This window comes from Maribacter spongiae (assembly GCF_047345125.1).
Classification (GTDB): domain Bacteria; phylum Bacteroidota; class Bacteroidia; order Flavobacteriales; family Flavobacteriaceae; genus Maribacter.
Genome location: NZ_JBLFEQ010000008.1, coordinates 15207 through 40402, shown reverse-complemented (window position 1 = coordinate 40402; position 25196 = coordinate 15207). Strand labels below are relative to the sequence as shown.

Below are 25196 nucleotides of genomic sequence, written 5' to 3'. Positions count from 1 at the left end.
AAATGTGATTACATCGTTTATACATACGGGGCATTGGAACAAAAAACCCGATATTTCCGGCAAACTTGTGAGTTAAACACTTATATTGATACCTCTAGCCCTTCTTTAAGGAAACAGACAACCGTTATATATGTCCGAAAATCAAAAAGAAATATCCAAGCTCCTGGAACGACTGGAACTCTTGCTCAAAAAGCAGCAGGACTTTGGCCTTGAAATAAATCATCTCAAAAAGGATATTGAGCGAATAAAGCAAAGCAACAAGGGAAGACTTGAGGAAAAATCATCCGGGGACCAAAAAGAAACACTGAACGATATTCCCGAAACCCATACTCCAAAAAACCAAAAAACTATAGCCAAAATCGGTCAGGAATTGAACCCCGTAACCAATGTCAATACAAAATTTGACCGATCTCGGGCCTTTCCCAAAAGAAAATCCAATTGGGAAAAATTCATCGGCGAAAACCTCATCAATAAAGTCGGTATCCTTATTACGATTATCGGTGTTTTTATCGGTGCAAAATATTCCATAGAAAATAACCTGATAGGTCCATTGACCAGAATTGTTATAGGTTACCTCATTGGTTTAGGGCTCATAGGCTTCGGCATTAAATTAAAGGCCAAATATGAAAACTACAGTGCTGTTCTGGTAGGCGGGGCCCTGGCCATTATGTATTTTATCACTTTTGCGGCCTATAGCTTTTATGCCCTGTTCCCCCAAACCTTAACTTTTGGGGCCATGTTGCTCTTTACCGTTTTTGGTGTAGTGGCCTCATTAAACTACAACAGACAGATCATTGCCCATCTTGGCCTTGTGGGTGCCTATGCGATTCCCTTTCTATTGAGTAACGATTCTGGTAACGCCTTAATCTTGTTTGGATACATGACCGTGATAAATATTGGAATATTGGTCATCTCCTTTAAAAGATATTGGAAGCCTTTATACCTTGTTTCCTTTATATTTACATGGCTTATTTACTTAAGTTGGGCAATGGTCTCCTATGAACGGGAGATTCACTTTTTATTGGCTTTTTGTGTCATATCCGTCTTTTTCGTCCTCTTTTATATCACATTCCTATCCTATAAATTATTAAAAAATGAGAAGTTTAAAACATCGGATGTTTTTATGGTGTTGCTTAATTCCTTTATTTTCTATGGTCTGGGTTACGGTCTTTTAAACCATCACGAGACCGGAAAGGAATTATTGGGCCTTTTTACGTTGGCCAACGCCTTTATTCATTTTATGGTGAGCCTTATCATCTACAAAAGAAAACTGGCCGACCGCAATTTATTTTTCTTGATTTCCGGTTTGGTATTGACCTTCATTACCATTGCCATTCCAGTACAATTGGATGGAAATTGGGTCACATTATTATGGGCATTGGAAGCGGCACTTTTATTTTGGATCGGTCGTAGCAAGAAGGTTTCCACGTATGAACATTTGTCCTACCCCATGATATTCTTGGCTTTTTTTAGTCTTGCCCATGACTGGCTCTTAGGCTATGATGGTCTTGGAACGGCAAAAGGGAATGACAGCATGAAACCCTTTTTTAATATTATGCTATTGACCTCATTGTGCTGCTCCCTTGCTTTCGGATTTATCAACTGGGTCAACGCCGTATATAATAGTGAACGGAAAACCTCTATTTCCCAAATAATGTCCATTGGAATTCCGGCAATATTTCTCGTTACCCTGTATGCTTCCTTTTATGTGGAAATAGGGTATTATTGGGATACGCTTTTCCATGCATCCAAAGTAGAAATTACAAACGCCAATGATTTTTCCAACCCCCGGTTCAACTATGATCTAAAGGATTTTTCCACTATTTGGTTGTTCAACTATTCGTTTCTGTTTTTGGGTATTTTAACATGGATTAACATCAAAAAACATAAAAATAGGGTGTTGGGAATCGTTACTTTGATCTTAAGTCTATTTTTGACTGTCTTATTCTTAACAAACGGACTTTATACGCTTAGTGAGCTCAGGGAAAATTATTTAAATCAGATATTGTCCGAATATTTTACCATTGGATTCTTCCACATAGGTATCCGGTATATTGCCCTGACTTTCTTTGCCTTTCTTTTATATGTCGTTTACAGGCTCATTAGGCGACCTTTCATGGAAATCAACTTCAAAATTCCCTTTGAATTGATCGTTCATACGATTATCCTGTGGGTGGCCAGCAGTGAATTGTTACATTGGATGGATATTGCAGGTACCAAACAGGTATATAGGCTCGGGTTGAGTATCCTTTGGGGAACATATGCTCTTTTATTGATTGCCCTGGGCATTTGGAAAAAGAAAAAATACCTGCGCGTGGCCGCTATAGCATTGTTTGGCACAACCTTGATAAAACTCTTTTTCTATGATATTGCATCTCTCGATACCATTTTCAAAACTATTGTTTTTGTATCCTTAGGCGTTTTATTATTGATCATATCCTTCCTTTACAATAAGTATAAAGACATCATTGGTGATGAAAATGAAAAATAGTCTTTTCCTTTTAGGATCGTTATTTTTTTATGTAGGGCTGTTTGGGCAGTTAGGGGCCTATAGTAAAAAAATGGAACTCCAAGGAGTTTCGGAAACATGGCATAAAATAAACTTGCCAAACACCGTTTTCCAGGAAGTTTCCCAAAATCTATCGGATATTAGAATTTATGGGATAACGGAAAAAGATACTATTGAGGCACCGTATATCCTAAAAATTTCAAAAGGCCGGAAGACCGGACAAAAAGTCAATTTTAAATTGATGAATACAGGTTTTAATGCAAAGGGTCATTATTTTACCTATAAGGCCGTTGAAAACCGATCAATCAATGAAATTAACTTAAGGTTTCACAATCAAAATTTTGATTGGAGGGTTGTTCTGGAAGGAAGCCATGACCAAAAAGAATGGTTTACCCTGCTTGATGATTATCGTATATTGGCCATAACCAGTGCCGAAACGGATTATAATTTTACAAAACTCAAATTCCCCACTGCCAATTACAGTTTTTATCGCATATGGGTACAAAGCGATATCCGACCGTTATTGGATTCGGCCGATATATTTTTGACGGACTCGATTAAACCGACCTATCAGGACCATACCATAAGGAACTTTAAGTTATCCGAAGAAAACAAAAAAACGATCGTAGATGTCAATTTAAAAAATCGCATTGCCATAAGTTCGCTCCAATTAAATATTTCCGATGCCATAGATTATTATCGGTCTATCGTCATTCAATATGTATCGGACAGTACGGAAACCCAAAAGGGATGGAAATATACCTATCGCAATCTTACACGGGGTATTTTGAGTTCGCTGGAAAACAATCCATTTCAGTTTAACCCTGTATTGGCGCAAAAACTAAGGGTAATCATTACAGATCATGACAACCGGCCTTTAAAAATAAAGGGCATAAAGATAAAGGGGTTTGAATATGCACTTATTGCCCGTTTCTCAGAACCTGCCATTTATTATTTGGTCTATGGAAATGCCGATGCCGATGCTCCAAAATACGATATTTCTAAAACCCGTTCGCATATTCCCCAAAATGTAACGTCAGTGAACCTGGGGATGGAACAGGTAATTCCCAAAAAACCGACATCCCCAACATCTACTCTTTTTGAGGATCAGATTTACCTTTGGGTGGTCATGGGCATTGTTATTCTGATATTGGGCGGATTTACCCTAAAAATGATGCAACAAAAGAATACGGATTAAACCGGGGTTCCATAGAGGTCGAAATCTTCGGCTCCGGTGATTTTGACATTAACGAACTCTCCTTGTTTCACGTAGTGTTTTGTGGCATCTATCAGTACCTCGTTATCAACATCGGGGGAATCATATTCAGTGCGTCCAATAAAATAATTGCCTTCTTTTCTATCTATGATACATCGGAAAACCTTATCTATCTTTTGCTGGTTGAGCTCCCAGGAAATCTGGGACTGCAACTCCATGATTTCATTGGCCCGTTCCTGCTTTACCTCCTCCGGCACGTCATCTATTAGCGTATAGGCATGTGTATTTTCTTCATGGCTATATGTAAAACAGCCCAAGCGTTCAAACCGCATCTCGGCCACCCAGTTTTTCAAGGTCTGAAAATCTTCTTGGGTTTCCCCGGGGTAACCCACTATTAATGTAGTCCGTATGGTCATTTCGGGAACCGCCGCTCTAAAATCCTGCAATAGCTCAGTGGTTTTGGCCTGTGTGGTACCTCTACGCATACTTTTTAAGATACGGTCCGAAATATGCTGTAATGGAATATCCAGATAATTACAAATTTTCGGTTCTTGTTTCATCACCTTCAATACTTCCATAGGAAAACCGGTAGGAAAAGCATAGTGCAATCGGATCCACTCAATACCATCCACTTTTACCAAGGCCCGGAGCAATTCGGCCAGGTTCCTTTTTTTGTATAGATCCAGGCCATAATACGTTAAGTCCTGTGCTATTAGAATCAATTCTTTTACTCCTTTTGCCGCAAGTTTTTCCGCTTCCGTAACGAGTTCTTCTATGGGTTTGCTTTTATGCTTTCCCCGCATTAAGGGAATGGCACAAAAAGAGCAGGGTCTATCACAGCCTTCCGCAATCTTTAAATATGCATAGTTTTTGGGTGTAACGGTTAACCGCTCCCCGATCAATTCATGTTTATAGTCCGCACCCAGGGCCTTTAACAGATTAGGAAGCTCACTGGTACCAAAGTATTCATCTACATTGGGAATTTCTTTTTGCAGGTCCGGTTTATAACGCTCACTTAAACATCCTGTAACAAAAACCTTGTCTACCGTTCCAGCTTCTTTCTTTTCCACATACCCCAATATCGTATTTATACTTTCCTGTTTGGCATTGGCAATAAAACCACAGGTATTGATGACTACAACATTGCCTTCCTCCTCGTGTACCACCTCTTTATCATTGGCACGCAATTGCCCCATAAGCACTTCGGAATCGTAGATATTTTTACTACAACCCAAGGTTACTACATTGATTTTGTTCTTTTTAAGTGATTTTGTCCGCATAGTATTCTTATAGGCCGCAAAAATACAATAAGGTAGGGCAAGTAAATGACAATTGGAGGTTTTTTACACGTGTTATTCGATGAACAAGAATACACATAAACAATTTTTAGGGGTATATAGACTTATTAAACTAAAAAAATCAAATCTATTTCTCCCTTTTATCCGATCAAGAAAAAGAAATTATAGTACCCATCTTCTATTCTATCTTTTTTTCAAATTCATCCATCATAATCATCAACTCCTTAACAATCTCCGGAAATTGATCGGCTACGTTATTTTTTTCTGAAATATCAAGCTCCAGATTATAAAGTGAAATAGGAAAAATACCATTTAAATCGGTATTCCATCCTATTGTCTTTTTCGTATGGAGTTTCCATTTTCCCAATCGAACAGCCTCTATTTCACCGCTTCTTGAAAAATAATAGAACGGGCGTTCCGGTAACTTTATAGATTCTGGTGATAATAGGAATTCACTTATATCTTTTCCGTCCATTATCAGATTATCGGGCAATTTTGCTTTTGCAATTTTCGCAAGGGTAGGAAATAAGTCCAACGTGCTCAGAAAACCATCGCTTACAATTCCTGCCGGAACCTTATCGGGCCAGGTTATAATTCCGGGAACACGCTGGCCACCTTCCCACGTTTGGGCCTTTTTACCCCTTAAAGGTTTTGCCGAACCGACCCTGGGACCATTATCCGAAGTGAAAATAAAAATGGTATTCCCGTAAATCCCTTCTTCCTTTAACGTTTTTATTATTTCACCGGCACTCCAATCCAATTCCATAATAACATCGCCATACAGTCCTTTTTTACTTTTTCCTTTAAATTTGGATGAAGCATGTAATGGCCTGTGGGGCATATTATGGGCCAAATAAAGAAAGAAAGGTTTATCTCCCCTGTTCTTTATCTGACGAATTGTCTCTTCTGTATATCTTTTGGTCAGAAATTGCTGATCAGGCCCGCTCTCCAATAATTCCTTGTTCCGATAAAACGGCAATGGCGGCGATTGGTAATCCTTATCCTCGTAATAATAACTGTCCATATCATTTGAATATGGTACGCCGTAAAACTCATCGAACCCATGATTGTTGGGCATAAACTCCTCTTTATGTCCCAAATGCCATTTACCGATACAAGAAGTCACATAACCACTTTCTTTTAGCATTTCCGCCATCGTATATTCTTCTGTTGAAAGTCCCGTATCCGAATAAGGAAAAAGCACGCGTTCGTGAAGATTGCTCCTTTTAGGATAACGTCCGGTCAAAAGCCCTGCCCTGGATGGTGTACAGACCGGGGCAGGAACATAAAAATTGGTGAATTTTATACCATCGGCGGCCAATTGATCCAAATGTGGCGTCTCAAACCCTTCCGCTCCATAACTGCTCAAATCCGCATACCCTTGATCATCCGTAAAAAAGATAATGACATTGGGGCTGACTTTAGTATTGTTTTCCTTGTTTTTACAGGCGGTAAAACCAAAAAGCAAAAACATTCCGGTAAGTAGTATTATTGATTTTCGCTTAATCTGCATAGTTTTCTTTTTTGGGTTATGGATCGGTGATAATTTGCGGAGTATAGTACGTGTTCTTATAACTTAAGTGAATTAGAACAGGGTTTTTAATGATAACTATTATTTTTTATATTGCTTTTTTCCACTAAGATCAAACTCTTTTCCTATCAGATGTTTTTTGAGTTTTAATTCCTCAATCTTTTTTCTATTTTATTTTTCCCTATGACGTATCCAATGGGATAAACAATAACATATAGGATTGCACTAAATATTACGACATTATGATATTCCCAACTCTCTATCATAGGTCTCCTTCCACGACGCCCCGGAAGAAAAGGAAATATAAATACGAATGCAATCCCTCCCAAAATTCCCCATGGAATACGTTTTTTCATTCGCTCCAGTTTATGCCGACAATCCAACATCTTGAGGTCAATATTATGTATTTGTTCTTCTATGCTATCCAAGTCTTTATATTAAATTAACGGTTTCGGCTAAACAACTTTCTAATGTGGTTTTGTAAGCTTCCCTTCAAACCGAGCTGCTGAAAAGGAAAAAGCAAAAAATTGGCTTTAATAGCGGTAGCGAACAAACTGTTGAAACAAACATTTGTAATTACGAAATCAGGACTGCCCTATGATGAAAACCACGTGTCGAGATTAACTTAAAAGGATTTGTTTTTTAATTCAGTTCTTTGTTGGCTATAGTTTTTTACTCCCTCAATAACTGTACATATAATCATTCCGTTTCCCATATCGTAATTTTAATTCACATTATCTATTTCAAAATTATAGTCAGCAATCGTATATAGGTACTAGTATCTATATTCCTATTTTATTGATACCCTTCCGGCATTTTTCTATTGGGAAACGCCTTTTCATAGGCCGATCCCAAATGCAATAAATGTGCTTCTGTAAATTGCTTTCCAATAAAAGTCAAACCAACGGGTTCTCCCGTATTTTTATACCCCATGGGAACGGTCAAAGCGGGGTATTTGGCCACGGCGGCATAGCCCGCGTGGTAATTGTTAATGGATAAAACGGCATCCAATTTATATTTGTCCATGACCGTATCAAAGAAGGTACGTCCGTTTTTTTCCAAGCTGGTCTTTATCCCTTCTAGACCCTCTGTGGTGGTCGTATCTGCCAAAATGCCTTCAAACAGGGCTTGCCCATAGGGAATGCGGATCAGGGAATCCAAGTTATTAAAGTCCACCACATCCGCAATAGATCGTATGCTTACCTTTTTGGGATCCGTACATTTTTCCAAGTACTCGGGCAGATCATTTTTCATATCGATATTCAGGATACTCAAAAAACCGTCCATTTTAACTTCTGGAGGGGTAAATTCAATGATTTCGGCACCTAAATTCTTTATATCAAGAATGGTTTCCCTATATATGGAATCACTTTCCATAAGTGAAGCAAAAACACCAAAACGTTTCCCTTTTAAAGAAGCATTTGTTAACGGAACGGACATATAGGCACCTTTAAACGCTACCGAAGCCGAATCATCCTCATCCTTCCCGATCATTGCGGACAGCAGTATGGCATTATCCACAACATTTTTGGTCATGGGGCCCGGGGTATCCAAAGTACTGGAAATGGGAACGATACCGGAACGGCCCAATAAACCGATCGTAGGTTTTAGGCCTACTACCGAGTTTTGACTGCTCGGTGATAAAATAGAACCTGAAGTCTCCGTACCTACCGCCGCAACGGCATAATTAGCCGCAACGGACGTTCCACTGCCGGAACTGGAACCTCCCGTCTCAAAAACACGCCTTCCGTAAGGGTTTAATGTTTGTCCGCCATAGGCACTGTATCCTACCGGGCATCCCGAACACAGAAAGTAGGCCCATTCGCTTAAATTGACCTTACCCAAAATAAGGGCTCCGTTCTTTTTAAGTTGTTTTACGATGAACGAATCCCCCGTTTCATTTTCAGCTAACGCAATACTGCCGGCCGTGGTATTCATTCCCATCGTATTAATGTTGTCCTTCAACAAAATGGGCATACCGTAAATAGGATGTTTTACCCCTGGTGTTCTACCTGTTTTCTTTAAGTTGTCCAATGTCCTTGCCTGTTCTACCACATCCTTATTTAAGGCGATTACCGTGTTCAAGGTGGTGGTATTGTCCAGTTCATACTTATAAATACGGTATAGATAAAAGAGGACCAGGTTTTCATAGGTCAACTTACCTTCTTCAATAAGGGATCCAAGCGCATAGATATCCTTTTCCAACACCAAAGGTCTCAAGACATTGTACGTTTCTTCCGTTATTTTATATACCTCATCGTATAAGGGTAAGAAAACAGCATTTTTATCCAATACTTTAGATTGGATAAGCTTGTAACGCATCCGTTCCTTCTCATGGTCTGCGTTTGCCACCACTTCAAGGGAATCGTTGTACCGTTCCCACAGTACAACTTCTTGTTTTTTAACCTGTTCTTTTTGGGTATTGCATGAAAACAACAGGGGTATTGCAAATAAAATGATGAGCTTTTTCATAAATGTTTATTTTTTCCACCTTATACCTTAAAATATAATCGTAGCCCTATAAAAGGGGCGATTTATTTTCTTAATATGATCCTGACATTCCTTTTATCAGGATTATTGGGGAAATGAAAAACGATCTTGAAAAACGATATAGTTCTAAATAAACGCACTATTGACCTTTAATCGTAAAAAACGAATCCACAAATTCGTACTTATTAAAGACTTGAAGATCCTCTATTCCTTCCCCTACTCCAATATATTTGACCGGAATCTGAAATTGGTCCGAAATGCCTATCACTACACCACCCTTGGCCGTACCGTCCAGTTTGGTCACTGCCAAGGCCGTAACTTCCGTGGCCTTGGTAAACTGTTTGGCCTGCTCAAAGGCATTTTGCCCCGTTGAGCCGTCCAATACCAATAATACTTCATGTGGTGTGTCCTCCACGACTTTCTGCATGACCCTTTTTACTTTGGTCAGTTCGTTCATTAAATTGACTTTGTTGTGCAAACGGCCGGCCGTATCTATAATAACAACATCTGCATCTTGTGTTACTGCCGAACTGAGCGTATCAAAAGCCACTGAAGCGGGATCACTGCCCATTTGTTGCTTTACGATAGGAACATCTACCCTATCCGCCCAAACCTGCAATTGGTCTATGGCCGCTGCCCTAAACGTATCTGCCGCACCCAACACGACTTTTAATCCCTGAGCCTTAAATTGATGTGCCAATTTACCAATGGTAGTTGTTTTGCCCACACCGTTAACGCCCACTACCATGATAACATAGGGTCTTATATCTTTGGGGACCTGTACCCGTGTTGCTTCCCCTACATGGGTTTCCGATAGCAATCCGGCAATTTCCTCGCGCAGGATTCCGTTCAGTTCATCCGTACCCATATATTTATCCCTGGACACCCTGGCCTCGATACGGTCAATAATTTTCAAGGTAGTTTCTACCCCCACATCCGAAGTTACCAAAACTTCTTCCAAATTATCCAAAACATCATCATCTACTTTGGATTTGCCTGCAACAGCCTTTCCCAACTTGGAAAAGAAACTGGTTTTGGTCTTTTCCAAGCCCTTATCCAAGGTCTCTTTTTTCTCCGATGAAAAAATCTTTTTAAATAAACCCATTCTTATTTTAATAGTTGCTCAAATATAAAAATTAAAAAGCCCCTTTCGTAGGAAAGGGGCTCAATAACTTCTTTAGTTAAAAAGTCTTATTTTTTGGCAATCCACTCGTTTACCATTTCTGGTGGCATTACGGATTCTACAAAAACATAAGCACCCGATTTTGGTGATTTAACCATTTTTATAGCTTTTGTCAATCTTTTGGAGCTTGTCTGTAAACTCGCTACGGTCTTCTTTGCCATGACTAATTATTTTATTATTGTTCCCGTACGAACGGAAACCTTATTTAATCTCTTTATGAACGGTCATTCTCTTCAGGATAGGATTGAATTTTTTCAATTCCATCCTTTCCGGAGTATTCTTCTTATTCTTGGTAGTAATGTATCTGGAAGTTCCAGATTGCCCCGACTCTTTGTGTTCGGTACATTCTAAAATTACTTGAATTCTATTACCTTTCTTTGCCATCTTACGCTAATTTTTCCAGATTACTTTATGAATCCTTGAGCTTTTGCCTCTTTCAATACGGCATAAATACCTTTTTTGTTGATACTTTTCAAAGCTCGAGTAGAAACTTTCAAAGTAATCCAACGATCTTCTTCTGGAATGTAAAACCTTTTCTTGGAAAGATTTACGTTAAATCTTCTTTTGGTCTTATTGATAGAGAAGGATACATTGTTCCCTGTCATGGCCTTCTTTCCCGTAATTTCACAAACTTTAGACATTGTGCCGAATTTTTCTTTAAACAGGGTGCAAATTTATATCATTTTTATCTTTCGGGCAACAATCTACTTCACATTTTTAAAATTTCTTTCCTAAGCAGTTCAAACGCTTTATTTACAGACTTTTGCACTATTCTCTCCCGATGATTTCCCATGTGGAATCCATGTGCAAAAACAGCTTCGGGTGATGCAATAGCTATAAAGACGGTTCCAATATCCGCATCCGAATCGCCTTTTGCGGGTCCGGCATTGCCTGTAGTGGCAATGGCAAAATCTGCGTTCATGAGCTTTTGCGCCCCTTCCGCCATGGCCATGGCCACCTCTTTACTGACCACGGAATGCTCCGTTACCAAAGATTCTTGAACGCTGAGCACATTGACCTTAACTTCTGTAGCATAGCCCACGACACTCCCTTTAAAATAGGTCGAAGCTCCGGGAATAGCCGTTATGGACTTGGCAATCCTCCCTCCCGTAAAACTTTCGGCGGTCGCCAGGGACATTCCTTTTTCCGTCAATAATTTGGCCACTACTTCCTCTAAAGTTTCTTCATCCTCCGTTCCATAGATAATCTCACCTATCAACGGAATCAATTTTTGAAATTCTTCCTCTATTGCATCTACTAATTTCTTGTGGTCCTCCCCCTTTGCGGTTAACCTTAAGCGTACTTTTCCCAAATTGGGCAAATATGCCAACTTTATAAAAGGCGGCAGGTTATCTTCCCATTCCTCAATCTTTTGGGCAATGGCACTTTCTCCCAAACCATAGGTAATAATCGTCTTATGAACGATATGCGGGCGCTTATATAACTCGATTACTTTTGGGAGAACCTGATCGACCATCAAATTTTTCATTTCAAAAGGCACTCCGGGAAGGGAAATGAAGGTAGTACCCTCTTCATGAAACCACATTCCAGGGGCCGTTCCAAATTCATTGTGCAATACCTTGGCCTTGCTGGGCACCCAAGCCTGTTTTCTGTTCAAATCTGAAATTGGAGTGGATAAATGTTTGGCAAAAAGCGTTTCAATATGATCCAGTACGTTTTGGTCCTCCACCAATTTATCCTGAAAGAACTCGCAAATGGTATGTTTGGTAATATCGTCTTTCGTAGGTCCCAAACCGCCGGTCACAATAACCAGATCCACCTTGGACCTGGCATTTGACAACGCCTCCATAATATGCTCCCTATTATCTTGAACGGAAGTAATCTGATAGACGGAAACGCCTATTTTATTCAACTCTTTGGAAATAAAGGCGGAATTGGTATCTACGATTTGACCGATGAGGATTTCATCGCCAATGGTAATAATTTCCGCAAGCATTAGAGGCTAAAATCCTTTTTCAACTCGGCTACGACCTGATGAATATCTGTTTTTAAGGCAGGAAAGAGTTTTTCAATATCCTCCATATTGGCCTCATTTTTACCTAAAGTCTCCATTTCCAAAGCCACCGCACGTGTTTGTTCCATTCCTAGCAAATCCACATTGGGCTTTATTTTATGGGCCAACTTATACACCTGATCGTAATTTTTATCTATCAAGGCAACTTCCAAAGCTTCCAAGTCTACAGGAACTTCTTCTAGAAAAACAGAGATAACGGAATTTATAAAATCCTCATCTCCTTCCGCCATTTCATTTATTTTATCCAGACTATAAATCATTATTTTATTTTTACCGTAAAAATCTCCTCATTTTCCAAACTCCCGGAAAGATAATCATTTGCACTTACTTTGCCAACACCGGCAGGAGTTCCCGTAAAAATTACATCTCCTTTTTTCAACATAAAGAACCTGGAAACATAGCTTATTATCTCGTCTATTTTCCATAGCATCAAAGAAGTATTCCCGGCCTGCACGACCTCATCGTTCTTTTTCAGGTCAAAATCGATGTTGTTCAAGTCCTCGAATTTATGTTTGGGCAACCATTTGCCTATGACCGCGGCACCATCAAACCCCTTGGCCTTTTCCCAAGGAAGTCCTTTTTCCTTTAATGCAGATTGTAAATCCCTTGCGGTAAAATCTATGCCCAAGCTTATTTCATCATAATAAGTGGGTGCAAATTCTTCCGAAATATGCTTTCCTACTTTTTTTATCTTGACCAAAACCTCGACCTCGTAATGCACATCACTGGAAAATTCTGGAATGTAAAAATCCTGTTGCTTGGGAAGCACGGCAGAATCCGGTTTTATAAAAACGACCGGTTCTACCGGTCTTTCATTTTTGAGTTCCGCAATGTGGTCGGTATAGTTTCTACCAATACAAATAAGCTTCATAAATTTTGAATAAAATACTAACCGAGCTTATTATTGAGCTTGCTCAGTTTTATTTGTGTCAATATTTTTTTGGTATACAGTGGAAAATCCGCATTCAGAATCCATCCAAAATACCCTGGTTCCCGTTCCAATACATCGTGTACTTTCTGGCCCTTATGCTTTCCAAAGGCAAAAATCTCTTCCCCTTCCTCGTTAAGGGCTATGAACCCTGCAAAATCAACAGATCGTTTCCTCCTTGAGAACTCGGACAGTTTTTTAATGTTATTTTCCAATTCTGGATAACGGTCCAATTGCGAAAGCAAAACTTCATAAGTCGCCAAGGTATCTGCCTCCGCACTATGGGCATCCGTGAGTTCTTTGCCACAATAAAACTTATAGGCCGCCGCCAGGGTCCTTTTCTCCATTTTATGAAAAATGTTCTGTACATCTACGGAGACTGCATTTTTCATATCAAAATCAATGTCTGCCCGCAGCATTTCCTCGGCCAACAAAGGAATATCGAACCTATCCGAATTAAACCCGCCCAAATCACTATCCTTTATCATCTTATAAATCTCCTTGGACAATTGCCCAAAGGTAGGTTCATTGGCAACTTTTTCATTGGAAATGCCATGCACGGCAATTACTTCATCCGGAATGTTCATTTCCGGATTCACCAACCATGTCCTGCTTTCCTTGTTTCCGTTGGGAAAAACCTTTAAAATAGAGATTTCAACAATGCGGTCTTTGGCCACATTGGTACCTGTGGTCTCAAGGTCGAAAAAACAAATAGGTCGAGTGAGTTTTAATTCCATTTTTGGGACTTTTCACAAAGATAGTCCTTACGATACCTTTCCAAAATTTAATTTTAAAATATTTTCTCCCGGAAAATCTAAAGCCTGTTATTGATAATATTGTTAAATGCGGAACCAAAGGTATAACTAAGCCCCACCCGAAAACCAAGTTCAAAATTGGTCGCAATTTGTTTTTGCTGTAACAGCACATCTTCAATGGATGCGTCTCCTGCCGGTAAACTTATCTGATCCCGAATACCCTCAAAATTCCCCGAAAAAGTGGTGGCCAATCCCTTGAAAATACGAACGGATAATCTTCCAAAAAGCTGAATCCTATTTTTATTGAGATCCTCCAAGAATGTAGATCCCCTTAACCTGGCATAGACATTTCCCCAAGGTTGTCGATACCGCAATTGAATATCCATAGAGTGATCAAATATTCCCTCGCTATTTTGCCCAAAAATAGTGGTGTCTATATAATCATTATAAAAATACCCTATACGGTAGGCAAATACGATTTCCCTTCTCAATACTTCTTTGTAGGGAAATATATTATATTCGATTGCCGGACGTATAAAAGTGGAAAAATCCAAATTGGTGAATGAATTATGCCTTCCCCCTACAAATATGCCTACCGACCAATGATCGGATAAGCTCCTCACAATACTGGCATCTAGGGAATATCGTAATCGTTCGCTCTTGAATGTCTCGTCATCCCTCTCAAACTGGCTCCTGGCCTGATTCATTTCCAAATCCGCCCGTATACGCCATTTTTCGGTTACTCGATCACTTTCAAACCCAACTTCATATTCAAACTCCCTTCTGCTTGATTCTTTGTCCAGTTCCGCCTCTCCATAAATTTCAAAAATCCAATTGTTCCAGGGGTCATCAAAATCAATATCCCGAATTTTATTTGTATTGTCCTTTTTGACCGTATAGGTAATATCCTCCACCAAATCGGATTCCATGACATATCTTAACAAGCCCGATCTTATTTTTTTGACCAACCCTTTTCTAACCTCGTCAGAAGTCATATTGACAGAGGTTTCATATTGTAGTTTTCCATAGATAGCCTCATAATCCCTGGCCCCCTTAAACTCCAACATATAGGTTCTCCCCCCACTACCATTGGCTACATCATATATAAACAATTGTACATTGGCCAAAGATTGGTCTCGAACATGGTTTACATAATCTATTTCCTGACGGATGTAATTCCTTTCACAATTGCATTCCACAAAAAGTTTTAAAGGTTCTTTTTTCTCACCTATAGATGGTTGTTGGGAAGTAAGGGGTAAAGCAAATAAGCCTGCAAACAATAACCAAAAGCCTTGTTTTGAAAAGGAAGGAACATACATGTTTTGATGGATCGATAAATTATTAAAATCCTAAAGATACACCTAACCAAGAAATCGAGAAAATGGACCCGTATATGAAAATCCTAAATTTCCCTATCAATATCCCAGGCTTCCAGATAATCCGCTACGGCTTTGGCGAACATACTGCCCAAGGCACCGTTGACCACCCTGTGGTCATAACTATGAGATAAGTACATTTTGCTACGGATGCCGATGAAATCCCCTTCTTTGGTCTCGATCACGGCCGGTATCTTCCTTATAGCTCCCAATGCCAAAATCCCCACCTGCGGCTGGTTTATAATAGGCGTGCCAAATACGCTTCCAAAGGTACCTACATTGGTAACCGTATAGGTCCCGTCCTGAACCTCATCCGGCTTTAAGGCATTATCCCTGGAACGTTTTGCCAAATCATTGACCACCTTGGCCATACCTACCAAATTCAGCTGATCTGCATTTTTAATTACAGGAACAATAAGATTGCCATCGGGAAGTGCCGCCGCCATACCTATATTAATGTTCTTTTTCTTAATAACACTATCCCCGTTTACGGAAATGTTCATCATAGGGTATTTCTTCAATGCTTTGGCGACCGCTTCCATAAAAATGGGCGTAAAGGTCAGTTTTTCCCCTTCTTGTTTTTGAAAGGTATCCTTCATTTTATTGCGCCAATTAACAATATTGGTCACATCCACCTCAATAAAACTCTGTACATGGGCAGAAGTGGAAATACTATCTGTCATATGCTTGGCGATAAGCTTGCCCATTCTGGACATCGCGATAACTTCGTCACCATGTGCTACTTTAGTAGGAATATCCGTTTGTTTTTCGGTTGCCCGGTTTTTTACCTGTGGTTCAACAACGGTTTTTTCAGGTTTTACTTCGCCGTTTTTAGCCCGATTTTCCACATAGCTCAAAATATCGTTTTTGGTAACCCTACCCTCTTTACCGGTTCCGTTCAGGGCTTCCAATTCCTCTATCGAGATTCTTTCCTCCCGGGCAATATTTTTCACCAAAGGAGAATAAAAACGTTCCGAACCACCGTGATCGGTAACTGGAACCGTAATTGTTTCCCCGGCATCTTTCAGAATGGTCTCGGCAGCAGCTATCATCTCTTCTTCCAATGGTTCATCTGTAGTAGCCATGGACACTTCTTCCATGTTTACTTGGTCTTCTTTGTCTGTTTGAATTATAGCAACGGTATCCCCTACCTTAATTACGTCGTCCACATTAAAAAGCTTTTCGATCAGAATCCCGTCTACTTCACTGGGAACTTCACTATCCACTTTATCCGTAGCTATCTCAAAAATAGCCTCGTCCATTTCTATGGTATCCCCAACTTCTTTAAGCCAAGAGGTTAATGTAGCTTCTGCCACACTCTCTCCCATACGAGGCAGTTTTAATTCAAATTTTGACATATTAATAATCTAAAGCTGTAATACGTTATATTTTTTGTAAAAATAATAAAATATACCCCTATTTATTGATTTTGTGATATTTTTACATTCCTTAATCCGATTTCAAGGAACCTTCAAAAGGCACCCTGTTCAAGATACTTCTACCTAGCGTTACCTCGTCTGCATATTCCAGTTCATCACCTACGGCTATTCCTCTAGCAATGGTAGATGTCCGCACCTCCAAATTCTCTATTTGCCTATAGATATAGAAATTGGTGGTATCTCCTTCCATGGTAGAACTTAACGCAAAGATAAGTTCCTTTATTTTGCCCTGTTTCATCTTAGTGATCAGAGAGGTAATATTTAAATCTTGTGGACCAATACCTTCCATTGGAGAAATCTTGCCTCCCAATACATGGTACAGACCTCTAAACTGCCCTGTATTCTCGATCGCCATGACATCCCTTATATCCTCTACCACACAGACCAATGTGGCATCCCTTTTTGGATTGGCACAAATTTCACAAATGGGGGTATCCGAGATATTATGGCAATTTTCACAATACCTGACCGTACTCCTTAATTTTAGGATCGCATCGGACAATTGTTCGGATTGTGTCTCCGGTCGCTTTAAGAGGTGTAAAACCAAACGGAGTGCGGTACGTTTACCAATGCCCGGTAATTGGGACATTTCATAGACCGCATTTTCCAATAATTTTGAAGAAAAATCCATCCAGCATCGTTTGGGGATAAAATTACGCACTATTTTTACTTTTTGTACTTTGCCCTTAAAATATTTATCATGTCCGGCATACATATCCTCTTTTTGATCGGTGGTTATTTCCTCCTTTTATTGATCATCTCTTATTTCACCGGAAAAAATGATTCCAATGAGGATTTTTTTAAGGCCGGAAAACGATCGCCCTGGTACCTGGTCGCTTTTGGAATGGTAGGGGCTTCTCTGTCCGGAGTTACCTTTATTTCGGTGCCCGGTTGGGTAGATGCTTCCCAATTTAGCTATATGCAGGTAGTCTTTGGCTATCTTTTGGGATATTTCATAACGGCTTATATTCTATTGCCCATATACTACAGACAGAACGTAACCAGTATTTATGAATATCTAGACGATCGTTTTGGTTTTGTGAGTTATAAGGTAGGGGCAATTTCATTTTTCGTATCCCGGGTACTGGGTGCTTCCTTTCGATTGTTTTTAGTGGCCATCGTATTACAGCAATTCGTATTTGATGTATGGAACGTTCCCTTTGAGGTTACCGTAACCCTTTCCGTTCTGTTAATATGGATCTATACTTTTAGGGGAGGCATAAAGACCATTGTATGGACAGATACGTTGCAGACTCTTTTTATGTTGCTTTCCATAGGCCTTTCCATATATTTTATCTTGGACCAATTGAACTGGAGCTTTGGCGATTTTTTAAGTTCTACCGAGTTGCAAAAATACAGTAAGACTTTTTTTATTGATGATTTTTTCGCAAAAAACCACCTTCTAAAATCTTTCTTCGGGGGAATGTTCATAACGGTATGTATGACAGGGCTGGACCAGGATATGATGCAAAAAAACCTTACCTGTAGAAACCTGGGGGAAGCACAAAAAAACATGGTCTCGTTTAGCGTGGTTATGGTCATGGTTACCTTTATTTTTATGCTGTTGGGTGCTTTATTGTTCATTTATGCGGACACCCACCAAATAGCCCTTCCCATAATGGACGGTAAACCCAAATCCGATCTGTTGTTTCCAGAAATAGCATTGAACAGTGGGCTGGGGATTACCGTGGCCATTACTTTCATGTTAGGATTGATCGCTGCTGCCTATAGTAGTGCGGACAGTGCACTCACTTCTTTGACCACTTCTTTTTGTATCGATTTTTTGGGTACGGAGAAAAAAACCAAGGCAGAAGCTAAGCGTATTCGCCGTTTTACCCACATCGGCATGAGCTTATTACTCATATTGGTCGTAATCGCCTTTAAATATATTTTGGATCGGAATGTCATAGACGGGCTCTTGACCGTGGCCTCCTATACTTATGGGCCACTCTTAGGGCTTTTTGCATTCGGCATCTTCACCAATTATAAGATAAAGGATAATTATGTATGGCTAGTGGCACTTATATCCGTAGGTACGATTGTGGGGTTGGCCAAAATTCCAACCGAAATATTGAACGGTTATATTTTTGGTTACGAACTGCTTCCCTTGAATGGACTATTGACGTTTTTAGGGCTCTTCCTGATTCGAAAAAAGAAAAGGAATCCTGTTACCGTTTAAAATTGAACGTTATCAAAATCCAACTTAACTATAAGGATTTGAAAAAGATCGGTAATATTGGAAATCATATTCTTATTAAAATTGTCCCGTAGCCAACAACACCAATGTACAAGCCTCTTCTACTTGTATTTTATTAGCTATCAGCAATGTATAAAACTCAGGGTTTTCCGTACCGGGATTAAAAATTATGCGTTTTGGCCTCAATTCAACTATAGCGTCATAATATTCTTTATGGTGTCCGGGATTTAAATACAAAGTTATGGTATGAATATTTTGGAAGTCATTTAAATTGGTTTTAACTTGTACCCCTGTGACTTCTCCAGGTCGTACCCCAAATGCAACCGTTTCGATACCCTGTGCTATTAATGCATTCAGAACTAAATTGCTATAACGATTTGGTTTTAAGGATGCTCCAAAAACAAGCGTTTTTTTCATGTGTTAATTCAGATGTTAAACTTTAAAAATAAATATGATTATTCCATAAAAATTCCGTCTCTTAGTGTCGGTAAATAAAGTTCCCCTTTGCTTACCATACAATATTAACGTTGTTGGTAACGCTATATTTTTATAGTTAATGGTTAGTGTTTAGTATAGCCTATCAGCAAAGAAACCCGGACATTGTTCCGGGTTTCGCTTTTTATACCCGTTAAGATCGCGTTAAAAATGAATCAGCACGTAACATTATCGATACGGAACAGTCTATTATAATAAGATTGAACCCGAGTTGGGAATTTGGTTGGTTTTTTATGATTCGGGATTCATCTGAAAACCCATGGTGTTACCATGGGTTTTTATTTTTTACTCCTACCAGCGGATAATGGCACTGCCCCATGTAAATCCACTTCCAAAAGCCGCGAGGACCACCAGATCACCCGGGTTTACCTTACCTGATTCCCAGGCCTCCGTTAGTGCAATGGGAATGGATGCCGCCGTAGTATTCCCATATTTCATGATATTATTGAAAACCTGGCCATCCTCTAGGCCAAACTTTTTTTGGATAAATTGGGAAATTCTCAAATTTGCCTGATGCGGAACCAACAGGTCAATATCGGTAGGTTGCAGTTTATTTTTTTGAAGCCCCTCCATAATTACCTCACTAAAACGGACTACGGCGTTCTTGAACACAAATTGACCGTTCATATAGGGAAAATAAGATTCATCATCGGGGTCGTTCTCGGCAATGATATCCGTAACCCATCTTTTTCCCATACCGGGAGCAATTAACGAAAGTTCCTCTGCATGTTGCCCCTCTGAATGTAAATGCGTAGAAAGGATTCCTTTTGTATTATCCACCTCCCTACTTAAAACGGCAGCTCCAGCACCATCACCAAAGATTATGGAAACCCCTCTACCCCGTGTGGTCATATCCAGACCATAGGAATGAAGCTCCGAACCAATGACGAGTATGTTTTTGTACATACCGCTTTTGATATATTGATCCGCCACGGAAATACCATAAACAAACCCCGAACATTGATTACGCACATCTAGGGCACCAACGGTCTTTATTCCGAGATCCCGCTGCACCAAAACACCGGGACCGGGAAAATAATAATCCGGACTTAACGTGGCAAAAACAATAAAATCTATATCGCCCTTATCTATACCGGCCCTTTCTATAGCTATTTTAGCCGCCTTAACGCCCATTGCGGTGGTAGTGTCCCCGCTACCTTTTACCACATGTCTCCTTTCCTTTATCCCGGTGCGCTCCTGGATCCATTCATCATTGGTGTCCATTACTTTGGACAGGTCATCATTGGTTACCACATTCTCGGGCACATAATGGCCCAGCCCCGATATTTTTGAATTATACATTGGTGAATTTTCGTTCTAAAAATTAACTGATCCGTAATGCAAGATAGCCAACTATTTTATATGCAGCTATTTTATCCTTAAGAATGAACTCCTCTTGACTTTTTGTATTTGACCGAAAATGAGTTGAAATTTGTCCTGATGAGTTCAATATGTCAGTTTGTCACTGTATTCAAGTATGGTATTTTTTTTGTCAATGCATAGATGCAAATAGCATTTAGTAAAATTCATTACAGAAATACAAATCAAAAAATTAAGTAAAAGATTATGGCAACAGGTAAAATAAATGTTTCGGTAGATAACATATTTCCGTTGATTAAGAAGTTCTTATATAGTGATCATGAAATTTTTCTACGGGAATTGATATCCAACGCAACGGATGCAACCCTAAAATTAAGGCATTTGACCTCTATTGGAGAAGCCAAGATAGAATATGGCAATCCTATGATCGAAGTTAAGGTCGATAAAAAAGGAAAGAAGCTCCATGTTATAGATCAGGGGCTCGGAATGACAGAGGATGAAGTAAAAAAATATATTAATGAAGTAGCTTTTTCAGGTGCCGAGGAATTTTTGAATAAATATGAAGATACTGCTAAAGATGCGGGTATTATAGGACATTTTGGACTTGGATTTTATTCCGCTTTTATGGTAGCGGACAAAGTGGAGATCATCACCAAGAGTTTTAAGGACGAGCCCGCTGTACATTGGTCATGTGATGGTTCTCCGAATTTCACCACCAAAAAATCCAAAAAAGAGGAGCGTGGAACGGAAATCATCCTTCATGTTGCCGATGATTCCAAAGAGTTTTTAGAAGACAACAAAATAAGTGAACTGTTACGCAAATACAACAAGTTTATGCCGGTCCCGATCAAGTTCGGAACCAAAACGGAAACCCTGCCAAAACCGGAAGGTGCCAAAGAAGAAGATCCCGCCCCTACCCAGGAAGTAGATAATATCATTAACAATCCAAACCCGGCATGGACCAAACAACCCGCCGATCTAGAGGAAAAAGATTATAAGGAATTTTATCGGGAACTATACCCCATGCAATTTGAAGAGCCATTGTTCAATATTCATTTGAATGTGGACTATCCTTTCAACCTTACCGGTATCCTCTATTTTCCTAAATTAACGAATGATCTGAATATCCAAAAAGACAGGATTCAGTTATATCAGAACCAGGTTTTTGTAACGGACAATGTGGAAGGTATCGTTCCGGAGTTCCTGACCATGCTACGTGGTGTCATAGACTCCCCCGATATCCCGTTGAATGTTTCCCGTTCTTACTTACAGGCAGATGGGGCCGTAAAGAAAATATCTTCGTACATAACCCGAAAAGTAGCGGACAAATTAAATTCGCTCTTCAAAAACAACAGGGAGGATTTTGAGCAAAAATGGAACGATATTAAGATCGTTATCGAATATGGCATGCTATCCGAAGACAAATTCTTTGAGAAGGCCGATAAATTTGCACTCTATCCAACCATAGATGGTTCATTCCATACTTTTGAGGAATTGCAGGAAAAAATAAAGGAAAACCAGACCGATAAAGATGATAAATTAGTCATTCTTTACGCTTCCGATAAAGAGGCACAGCACAGCTATATTGAAGCTGCCAAGGCCAAGGGATATGAGGTGTTGCTATTGGATTCCCCTATCATTGGCCATTTGATGCAAAAACTGGAAACCTCCAAAGAGAAAATCTCCTTTGTACGCGTAGATGCCGATCATATTGACAAGCTGATCCAAAAGGAGGATACGCAAATCTCTAAATTATCCGATGAGGAAAAAGAGAAACTGAAAGCGGACCTGGAAAAAGTATTTGGTGAAAAAAGTAGCTACACCGTACAATTGGAAGCTATGGACAGCAACGCTTCGCCTTTTATTATTACGGAACCCGAATTTATGCGCAGAATGAAAGAAATGCAACAGACCGGAGGCGGGGGTGGTATGTTCGGAATGGGCAATATGCCAGAGATGTATAATTTGGTCGTAAATACCAATCACGAATTGGTGGGTGAAATACTGAACACTAAAACGGCAAAGAAAAAAGAACGTCTGATCAATCAATCACTAGATCTGGCCAGACTCTCCAAAGGCCTTTTAAAAGGTGCCGAATTAACGGAGTTCATCAAACGAAGTTATGAAATGGTGAAATAAGCCTTTTGTTCTCTAATAATAATTGCGGACCGCTTCATGAATTTGAAGCGGTTTTTTTAGTTCTACCCTTTTTTGTTGTACTGAAAATCATATAACCACATTACGGTCGGCAAAATAACGTTTTAGATAAATTACCTGCAAGAGAACAAAAAAGGCGAGTATTACGGCACCGTAAACTAAATTTTCATTTACCTGAAAATTAGAGAACCTTTGGACGAGGTCAAAATTTTCCGCCATATTCATTTTTAGGGCTTCCCACCATACCGAGGAGCCTATATTGCCCCCAAGCACCAAATAGATACATAGCCCTAAAAACAGTAACAAAATCATTCCCCAAATTTGTTTGGAAATCAAAGGTTTGTAATACAACGCTTTAGAATGCTCCCGCTCCAGTTCTATTTTATACAGAACGTCTGCCGTAAAATCCTTGGAAACTTTATCCAAGGACATTGCCTTGATCGCATCCTTTAAAAATAAATCCAATTCCCTATCCTTATTTTTTTCCATGACCCATTGTTATTTCAGGTTCCAAGATTTTTTCCAAGAGGGTTGCCAGTCTTTTTCTAGCCCTAAAGAGCCTTACCTTTATCGTATTGGGCTTTACCCCAAATATACGGGCTATTTCTATTAGGGATAATTCCTCATAATAAAATAGCGTTATTAAAACACCATCGTCCCCATCTAGTTTATTGATCGCTTTTTGTATAACTTCTTTTCTTTCCTGTCCTTCTAAAGTATCCCATTGGTTCTCTATAATCGCAAAATCATATTGGGTATGGGTATCCAATTTACGTACTTCCAACTGGCGCTTTTCTTTTTTTAAATGATCCAAACCTTTATGATAGGCGATTTTGTACAACCAGGTAGAAAACTTGGATTCCCCTTTAAAACTGGCCATGGCATTATATGCCTTTAAAAAGGTGTCCTGGGCCACTTCTTCCGCATCTGCCTCGTTACGTACCAATTTCAAGGCCAATGTATAGACCATATGCCGGTAGGTTTTCACCAAAATGGCAAACGCTTGCACATCACCCAAAAGCGTACGTTCTATTAATGGTTGGTCGTGATCTTGGTTCATTTTCACATATAGGACGATAAAAATGCGATAGCGGTTACAAATGAGGTAAAATTTAATAAATACGGTAACCTTTTAAAAAGAAGTGTCGTCCTATGGGCAAACGGTGTTTATTAATCAATTAAAAAACAATCAGATTATGGAAGTAGCCTTTGTATTTATTAGCTTGTTCTTGGTAATATTCGGTATTTGTTATCTTTTTTTCTCTACAAGGAACAAAGAACGTTTGGCATTGATAGAAAAAGGGGCCGAAGCAAGTATTTTTGTAAGAGGAAAAAGAGAAAAAGCCGCACCTTTTTGGAAAATTCTGGTTTTAAATCTGGCGTTACTGTTAATGGGAATAGGTGCGGGCATTATGCTGGGCGGGATATTACACTATAGTTCTCACGTAAACATGGAAATTGCCATGCCAGGATCTATATTCTTAACGGCAGGAACAGGGCTATTGATAGGTTTCTTCCTAACAAAGCAATTGGACAAAGAAAAATAAATCATTTCCCTAAAACGAATACCTCTAAGCTGTCTTTTTAAGACAGCTTTTTTTATCTTCATGATATGAAAGTAATATCCACTAATATAGGAACGGCCACAACGGTAACCTGGAACGGAGCCGAGGAACGGACGGGTATTTTTAAGTACCCCGCCAACGAACCTCTTTTCTTAGGTAAAACCGATGTAAAAGGAGATACGGTCATAGACCGGGTACACCATGCCGGCATCCATAAGGCCTGTTACCTATACTCATCGGGCAACTACGATTATTGGAAAGGGAAATATCCCCATTTGGATTGGGACTGGGGCATGTTCGGGGAGAACCTTACTATAGAAGGGTTGGATGAATCCGTTATGAGAATCGGGGACATATATAAAATAGGTACGGCTTTGATCCAGGTTTCCCAACCCCGAGAACCTTGTTACAAATTGGGAATCAGGTTCGGCACTCAAGAGATACTGGGACAATTTATAGATCATAACCGTTCGGGCACCTATGTAAGGGTCCTTGAAGAAGGTCACATACAAAAGGGAGATAATGTTCAACTTATAGAACAGTCTACGAACCCGTTAACCGTGCAACAGTTTTTTGAATTAATGTTCGTTCGTGAAAAACCCAGGGACACACTGGATCTTTTTATGGCAAACGAGGCTGTTCCCCAATATAAAAAAGAACGCTATAAAAAGTATCTAAAATAATATACGTTATGTCTTTACT

The 25196-nt window shown here is 39.6% G+C and carries 25 protein-coding genes and 1 pseudogene; 7 read left to right on the top strand and 19 right to left on the bottom strand.

What is annotated here, in order from left to right; translation table 11 throughout:
* Positions 1–130 precede the first annotated feature (130 nt).
* A complete protein-coding gene (locus ACKWB9_RS11955) occupies positions 131–2491 on the top strand; it encodes a DUF2339 domain-containing protein (RefSeq protein ID WP_414003252.1) in 2361 nt (786 codons plus the stop codon).
* Positions 2481–3707 carry a DUF3999 domain-containing protein gene (locus ACKWB9_RS11950; protein WP_414003251.1) on the top strand — a complete coding sequence of 409 codons (1227 nt, stop codon included), beginning with the start codon at positions 2481–2483 and terminating at the stop codon, positions 3705–3707. Before ACKWB9_RS11955 ends, ACKWB9_RS11950 begins: the two co-directional genes overlap by 11 nt.
* On the opposite strand, the gene rimO is transcribed toward ACKWB9_RS11950, so the two are convergent.
* The 3 genes from rimO to ACKWB9_RS11935 form a co-directional block, all read right to left on the bottom strand.
* Positions 3704–5005, bottom strand: coding sequence for a 30S ribosomal protein S12 methylthiotransferase RimO (gene rimO, locus ACKWB9_RS11945; protein WP_414003250.1), 1302 nt, complete (start codon positions 5003–5005; stop codon positions 3704–3706). The genes ACKWB9_RS11950 and rimO overlap by 4 nt on opposite strands.
* Positions 5006–5201: 196 nt before the next feature.
* A complete protein-coding gene (locus ACKWB9_RS11940; RefSeq protein ID WP_414003249.1) occupies positions 5202–6536 on the bottom strand; it encodes a sulfatase family protein in 1335 nt (444 codons plus the stop codon).
* A 164-nt stretch (positions 6537–6700) separates the two neighbouring features.
* Positions 6701–6910, bottom strand: a complete 210-nt coding sequence (locus tag ACKWB9_RS11935) for a hypothetical protein (protein WP_414003248.1) — start codon at positions 6908–6910, stop codon at positions 6701–6703.
* A gap of 153 nt (positions 6911–7063) precedes the next feature.
* On the opposite strand from ACKWB9_RS11935, the pseudogene ACKWB9_RS11930 reads away from it, so the two are divergent.
* A pseudogene (locus ACKWB9_RS11930) lies at positions 7064–7183 on the top strand (IS110 family transposase); the annotation flags it as partial.
* A gap of 166 nt (positions 7184–7349) precedes the next feature.
* Here ACKWB9_RS11930 and ACKWB9_RS11925 read toward each other — a convergent pair.
* From ACKWB9_RS11925 to recR, 12 genes are all read right to left on the bottom strand, one after another.
* Positions 7350–9026, bottom strand: a complete 1677-nt coding sequence (locus ACKWB9_RS11925) for an amidase family protein (protein ID WP_414003247.1) — start codon at positions 9024–9026, stop codon at positions 7350–7352.
* A gap of 157 nt (positions 9027–9183) precedes the next feature.
* Positions 9184–10149, bottom strand: a complete 966-nt coding sequence (gene ftsY / locus ACKWB9_RS11920) for a signal recognition particle-docking protein FtsY (protein ID WP_414003246.1) — start codon at positions 10147–10149, stop codon at positions 9184–9186.
* Positions 10150–10235: 86 nt separating this feature from the next.
* Positions 10236–10388: a DUF4295 domain-containing protein gene (locus tag ACKWB9_RS11915; protein ID WP_414003245.1), complete on the bottom strand. Its 153-nt coding sequence runs from the start codon at positions 10386–10388 to the stop codon at positions 10236–10238.
* A gap of 40 nt (positions 10389–10428) precedes the next feature.
* A complete protein-coding gene (gene rpmG, locus ACKWB9_RS11910; RefSeq protein ID WP_414003244.1) occupies positions 10429–10611 on the bottom strand; it encodes a 50S ribosomal protein L33 in 183 nt (60 codons plus the stop codon).
* Between the two features lie 20 nt (positions 10612–10631).
* Positions 10632–10868: a 50S ribosomal protein L28 gene (rpmB, locus tag ACKWB9_RS11905; protein WP_414003243.1), complete on the bottom strand. Its 237-nt coding sequence runs from the start codon at positions 10866–10868 to the stop codon at positions 10632–10634.
* A 68-nt stretch (positions 10869–10936) separates the two neighbouring features.
* Positions 10937–12184, bottom strand: coding sequence for a competence/damage-inducible protein A (locus ACKWB9_RS11900; protein WP_414003242.1), 1248 nt, complete (start codon positions 12182–12184; stop codon positions 10937–10939).
* Positions 12184–12522 (bottom strand): Hpt domain-containing protein, encoded by a 339-nt coding sequence (locus ACKWB9_RS11895; RefSeq protein WP_414003241.1) that lies wholly within the window; start codon positions 12520–12522, stop codon positions 12184–12186. The genes ACKWB9_RS11900 and ACKWB9_RS11895 overlap by 1 nt, the downstream gene beginning before the upstream one ends.
* On the bottom strand, positions 12522–13133 hold the full coding sequence (locus tag ACKWB9_RS11890) for a fumarylacetoacetate hydrolase family protein (RefSeq protein ID WP_414003240.1): 612 nt from the start codon (positions 13131–13133) through the stop codon (positions 12522–12524). The genes ACKWB9_RS11895 and ACKWB9_RS11890 overlap by 1 nt, the downstream gene beginning before the upstream one ends.
* Before the next feature lie 17 nt (positions 13134–13150).
* On the bottom strand, positions 13151–13927 hold the full coding sequence (locus ACKWB9_RS11885; protein WP_414003239.1) for a 3'-5' exonuclease: 777 nt from the start codon (positions 13925–13927) through the stop codon (positions 13151–13153).
* A 77-nt stretch (positions 13928–14004) separates the two neighbouring features.
* Positions 14005–15264 (bottom strand): DUF481 domain-containing protein, encoded by a 1260-nt coding sequence (locus ACKWB9_RS11880; RefSeq protein WP_414003238.1) that lies wholly within the window; start codon positions 15262–15264, stop codon positions 14005–14007.
* An 83-nt stretch (positions 15265–15347) separates the two neighbouring features.
* Entirely contained in the window at positions 15348–16679 is a 1332-nt protein-coding gene (locus tag ACKWB9_RS11875) for a dihydrolipoamide acetyltransferase family protein (protein ID WP_414003237.1), read from the bottom strand.
* Positions 16680–16770: 91 nt separating this feature from the next.
* A complete protein-coding gene (gene recR, locus ACKWB9_RS11870; RefSeq protein ID WP_414003359.1) occupies positions 16771–17391 on the bottom strand; it encodes a recombination mediator RecR in 621 nt (206 codons plus the stop codon).
* A 69-nt stretch (positions 17392–17460) separates the two neighbouring features.
* Between recR and ACKWB9_RS11865 the strand changes: the two genes are divergently transcribed.
* Complete coding sequence (locus ACKWB9_RS11865; protein ID WP_414003236.1) at positions 17461–18939, top strand: sodium:solute symporter; 1479 nt, start codon at positions 17461–17463, stop codon at positions 18937–18939.
* A gap of 75 nt (positions 18940–19014) precedes the next feature.
* Here the strand turns inward: ACKWB9_RS11865 and ACKWB9_RS11860 are convergent, their stop codons facing one another.
* Entirely contained in the window at positions 19015–19374 is a 360-nt protein-coding gene (locus ACKWB9_RS11860) for a CoA-binding protein (RefSeq protein ID WP_414003235.1), read from the bottom strand.
* Positions 19375–19743: 369 nt separating this feature from the next.
* Entirely contained in the window at positions 19744–20754 is a 1011-nt protein-coding gene (locus tag ACKWB9_RS11855) for a 3-oxoacyl-ACP synthase III family protein (protein WP_414003234.1), read from the bottom strand.
* Positions 20755–21018: 264 nt separating this feature from the next.
* On the opposite strand from ACKWB9_RS11855, the gene htpG reads away from it, so the two are divergent.
* Entirely contained in the window at positions 21019–22911 is a 1893-nt protein-coding gene (gene htpG / locus ACKWB9_RS11850; RefSeq protein ID WP_414003233.1) for a molecular chaperone HtpG, read from the top strand.
* Positions 22912–22998: 87 nt separating this feature from the next.
* Here the strand turns inward: htpG and ACKWB9_RS11845 are convergent, their stop codons facing one another.
* Together ACKWB9_RS11845 and ACKWB9_RS11840 are read right to left on the bottom strand one after the other, a co-directional pair.
* Positions 22999–23418 (bottom strand): hypothetical protein, encoded by a 420-nt coding sequence (locus tag ACKWB9_RS11845; RefSeq protein ID WP_414003232.1) that lies wholly within the window; start codon positions 23416–23418, stop codon positions 22999–23001.
* Positions 23405–23989 carry an RNA polymerase sigma factor gene (locus ACKWB9_RS11840; protein WP_414003231.1) on the bottom strand — a complete coding sequence of 195 codons (585 nt, stop codon included), beginning with the start codon at positions 23987–23989 and terminating at the stop codon, positions 23405–23407. Before ACKWB9_RS11840 ends, ACKWB9_RS11845 begins: the two co-directional genes overlap by 14 nt.
* A 136-nt stretch (positions 23990–24125) precedes the next feature.
* On the opposite strand from ACKWB9_RS11840, the gene ACKWB9_RS11835 reads away from it, so the two are divergent.
* Positions 24126–24476, top strand: coding sequence for a DUF6249 domain-containing protein (locus ACKWB9_RS11835; RefSeq protein ID WP_414003230.1), 351 nt, complete (start codon positions 24126–24128; stop codon positions 24474–24476).
* A gap of 65 nt (positions 24477–24541) precedes the next feature.
* Positions 24542–25177 (top strand): MOSC domain-containing protein, encoded by a 636-nt coding sequence (locus ACKWB9_RS11830; RefSeq protein WP_414003229.1) that lies wholly within the window; start codon positions 24542–24544, stop codon positions 25175–25177.
* Positions 25178–25196: the final 19 nt, after the last annotated feature.

Excerpts from the sequence above, each read along its gene's own strand:
- ACKWB9_RS11955 (WP_414003252.1), top strand. The coding sequence starts at position 131 with ATGTCCGAAAATCAAAAAGAAATATCCAAGCTCCTGGAACGACTGGAA.
- ACKWB9_RS11950 (WP_414003251.1), top strand. The coding sequence starts at position 2,481 with ATGAAAAATAGTCTTTTCCTTTTAGGATCGTTATTTTTTTATGTAGGG.
- rimO (WP_414003250.1), bottom strand. The coding sequence starts at position 5,005 with ATGCGGACAAAATCACTTAAAAAGAACAAAATCAATGTAGTAACCTTG.
- ACKWB9_RS11940 (WP_414003249.1), bottom strand. The coding sequence starts at position 6,536 with ATGCAGATTAAGCGAAAATCAATAATACTACTTACCGGAATGTTTTTG.
- ACKWB9_RS11935 (WP_414003248.1), bottom strand. The coding sequence starts at position 6,910 with ATGAAAAAACGTATTCCATGGGGAATTTTGGGAGGGATTGCATTCGTA.
- ACKWB9_RS11925 (WP_414003247.1), bottom strand. The coding sequence starts at position 9,026 with ATGAAAAAGCTCATCATTTTATTTGCAATACCCCTGTTGTTTTCATGC.
- ftsY (WP_414003246.1), bottom strand. The coding sequence starts at position 10,149 with ATGGGTTTATTTAAAAAGATTTTTTCATCGGAGAAAAAAGAGACCTTG.
- ACKWB9_RS11915 (WP_414003245.1), bottom strand. The coding sequence starts at position 10,388 with ATGGCAAAGAAGACCGTAGCGAGTTTACAGACAAGCTCCAAAAGATTG.
- rpmG (WP_414003244.1), bottom strand. The coding sequence starts at position 10,611 with ATGGCAAAGAAAGGTAATAGAATTCAAGTAATTTTAGAATGTACCGAA.
- rpmB (WP_414003243.1), bottom strand. The coding sequence starts at position 10,868 with ATGTCTAAAGTTTGTGAAATTACGGGAAAGAAGGCCATGACAGGGAAC.
- ACKWB9_RS11900 (WP_414003242.1), bottom strand. The coding sequence starts at position 12,184 with ATGCTTGCGGAAATTATTACCATTGGCGATGAAATCCTCATCGGTCAA.
- ACKWB9_RS11895 (WP_414003241.1), bottom strand. The coding sequence starts at position 12,522 with ATGATTTATAGTCTGGATAAAATAAATGAAATGGCGGAAGGAGATGAG.
- ACKWB9_RS11890 (WP_414003240.1), bottom strand. The coding sequence starts at position 13,133 with ATGAAGCTTATTTGTATTGGTAGAAACTATACCGACCACATTGCGGAA.
- ACKWB9_RS11885 (WP_414003239.1), bottom strand. The coding sequence starts at position 13,927 with ATGGAATTAAAACTCACTCGACCTATTTGTTTTTTCGACCTTGAGACC.
- ACKWB9_RS11880 (WP_414003238.1), bottom strand. The coding sequence starts at position 15,264 with ATGTATGTTCCTTCCTTTTCAAAACAAGGCTTTTGGTTATTGTTTGCA.
- ACKWB9_RS11875 (WP_414003237.1), bottom strand. The coding sequence starts at position 16,679 with ATGTCAAAATTTGAATTAAAACTGCCTCGTATGGGAGAGAGTGTGGCA.
- recR (WP_414003359.1), bottom strand. The coding sequence starts at position 17,391 with ATGGATTTTTCTTCAAAATTATTGGAAAATGCGGTCTATGAAATGTCC.
- ACKWB9_RS11865 (WP_414003236.1), top strand. The coding sequence starts at position 17,461 with ATGTCCGGCATACATATCCTCTTTTTGATCGGTGGTTATTTCCTCCTT.
- ACKWB9_RS11860 (WP_414003235.1), bottom strand. The coding sequence starts at position 19,374 with ATGAAAAAAACGCTTGTTTTTGGAGCATCCTTAAAACCAAATCGTTAT.
- ACKWB9_RS11855 (WP_414003234.1), bottom strand. The coding sequence starts at position 20,754 with ATGTATAATTCAAAAATATCGGGGCTGGGCCATTATGTGCCCGAGAAT.
- htpG (WP_414003233.1), top strand. The coding sequence starts at position 21,019 with ATGGCAACAGGTAAAATAAATGTTTCGGTAGATAACATATTTCCGTTG.
- ACKWB9_RS11845 (WP_414003232.1), bottom strand. The coding sequence starts at position 23,418 with ATGGAAAAAAATAAGGATAGGGAATTGGATTTATTTTTAAAGGATGCG.
- ACKWB9_RS11840 (WP_414003231.1), bottom strand. The coding sequence starts at position 23,989 with ATGAACCAAGATCACGACCAACCATTAATAGAACGTACGCTTTTGGGT.
- ACKWB9_RS11835 (WP_414003230.1), top strand. The coding sequence starts at position 24,126 with ATGGAAGTAGCCTTTGTATTTATTAGCTTGTTCTTGGTAATATTCGGT.
- ACKWB9_RS11830 (WP_414003229.1), top strand. The coding sequence starts at position 24,542 with ATGAAAGTAATATCCACTAATATAGGAACGGCCACAACGGTAACCTGG.